The organism is Microcystis sp. M53603_WE2, from assembly GCF_030065435.1.
Genome location: NZ_JASJFF010001055.1, coordinates 1 through 2,040 on the forward strand (window position 1 = coordinate 1; position 2,040 = coordinate 2,040).

Genomic DNA, 2,040 nt, shown 5'->3' on the forward strand with positions numbered 1-2,040 from the left:
ATGTGGATGGTACAAAGGGATCGTTTCGATGATTTTTTAGGTCAACAGGCGATCGCAGTCGGGGCAACCATCCAAGATAACAGCGAAGTTACCCAGATCAAATTCGTCCAAGATCACTGGCAAGTTACCACATCCCAAGGAACATTTTCAGGTAAATATCTGATTGCTGCCGATGGTGTTAAGGGTAATACCAGTCGCTGGTTGGGATTACCGGCGAAAAACCAAGCGATCGGGGCTACTCTCGAAATTACTAACGCAGAAGCGACTATTCCACCCCAAAAAGCTTTTTTTGATTTTGGTTCCCTAAAAAATGGTTATATCTGGGCTTTTCCCAAGTCTAATGGTTACACAATTAGCGGTGCTTGTTTTAAGGGCAGCATCAAATCCGAGTATCTGAAAAAACAACTGTTAAATTATGCCCGTCAAAAGGGCTGGAATTTAGAGGATTATCGCTATAGTGAGTATGCTTTAGCCCTTTGGAACGGAAATCAACCGCTACACGCCCAAAATGCCCTAATTACAGGAGAAGCGGCGGGTATTCTCGATCCTCTCATCGGTGAGGGTATCCGTCCGGCAATTTTGACGGGAGTTAAGGCAGCCGAGGCGATCAATCGAGCTTTAGCCGGAGATAATCGGGCTTTAGCGAGCTATAGTCGGATAATTCGGGAAGAATGGGGGGAAGATATGGCTTTAGCGGCCAAATTAGCCGGTTTATTCTATCAATTTACCCAAATCGCCTACAATGTCGCCGTTAAACGCCCGATCGCCGGTCAACTGATGGGACGTATTCTCGTGGGAGATTTAAAATACCGGGATGTTACGCAACAAGCGATGCAACAATTGAAAAAGCTTTTACTGCCTGGATTCGGTTGGTGATAACACCTCGCGCACCAGGGTGGGGGTGACTCGATCGCTAATGGTGACTTGGCCGATCGCCGTTGGTAAAATAAATCTAACTTGGCCATCTTTAACCTTTTTATCGGCAGTGAGAGCATTTACCATCTCATCGGCATTTAAAGGCGGAATATGGGTTTCTAAGGCGGCTTTTTCGATTAAATCGGTTTGACGTTGATTTTCCCCGGCAGTCCACATTCCCAGTTTAACAGCGATCGCTCCTGCCGCCACCATCCCCAGGGCCACCGCTTCCCCGTGGTTAACGCTAGTATATCCCGTTAAACTTTCAATGCCGTGGGCGATCGTGTGACCATAGTTTAAGATCGCCCGCAAACCCGCTTCTTTTTCGTCTTTGCTTACCACATCTGCTTTAGCTTGGCAAGACTTTGTAATAATTGTTTGCAATAGCTCGCCATCGATCTGAGAAAAACTAGCTAAATTGTCCGAGTCTTCTAACTGTTGAAATAACTCAGCATCCCAAATTACACCGTATTTAATCACTTCTGCCATTCCTGCCCGAAATTCTCGCACGGGTAGGGTTTTAAGCACGTCAGGATCGATCAGCACTAATTTCGGTTGATAAAACGCCCCGATCAGATTTTTGCCCTGGGGATGATTAACACCAGTTTTACCCCCGATGGAAGCATCTACCATCGCTAACAGGGTGGTGGGAACTTGGACAAAATTAACGCCCCGTAACCATGTGGCTGCCGCAAATCCCGTCATATCCCCGATTACACCACCACCGAGGGCAACCATAGTCGAGGAACGTTCCAGCCGGTGAGCGAGGGCGCTATCATAAACTTGGGCGATCGCATCGAGGGTTTTATAATTTTCGCCGGCGGGGATCAGATGAGTAAAAACGGCAAATCCCGCTTTTTCTAGGGAATTAACGGCTTTATGTCCGTAATAGTCAAAAATTTCGGGATTAGAAACCAATAAAACCTTTTTACCTAAGTTTAACCGGCTCATTTCTGCACCGAGATTGGCTAAACTGCCCTTCTCGATCAGAATATTATAGGAGCGATCGGGTAAATTAACGGGAATACAAATAGCCATAGGGTGTGGGGAAGTGGGGAAGTGGGGAAGTGGGGAAGTGGGGAGATGGGGAAGTGGGGTGTGGGGTGTGGGGAGATGGGTGTAGGG

2 protein-coding genes are annotated in these 2,040 nt (G+C 47.2%); one reads left to right on the plus strand and one right to left on the minus strand.

Annotation, left to right across the window (positions count from 1 at the left end; genetic code table 11):
* Positions 1-876: geranylgeranyl reductase family protein (locus tag PX481_RS22230; RefSeq protein ID WP_288096078.1), on the plus strand; the 876-nt coding region annotated here is incomplete at its 5' end.
* On the opposite strand, the gene aroB is transcribed toward PX481_RS22230, so the two are convergent.
* The gene (aroB, locus tag PX481_RS22235; RefSeq protein WP_002756964.1) at positions 853-1,953 is read right to left on the minus strand and encodes a 3-dehydroquinate synthase; all 1,101 of its coding nucleotides are present in this window, start codon (positions 1,951-1,953) and stop codon (positions 853-855) included. The genes PX481_RS22230 and aroB overlap by 24 nt on opposite strands.
* Positions 1,954-2,040 lie beyond the last annotated feature (87 nt).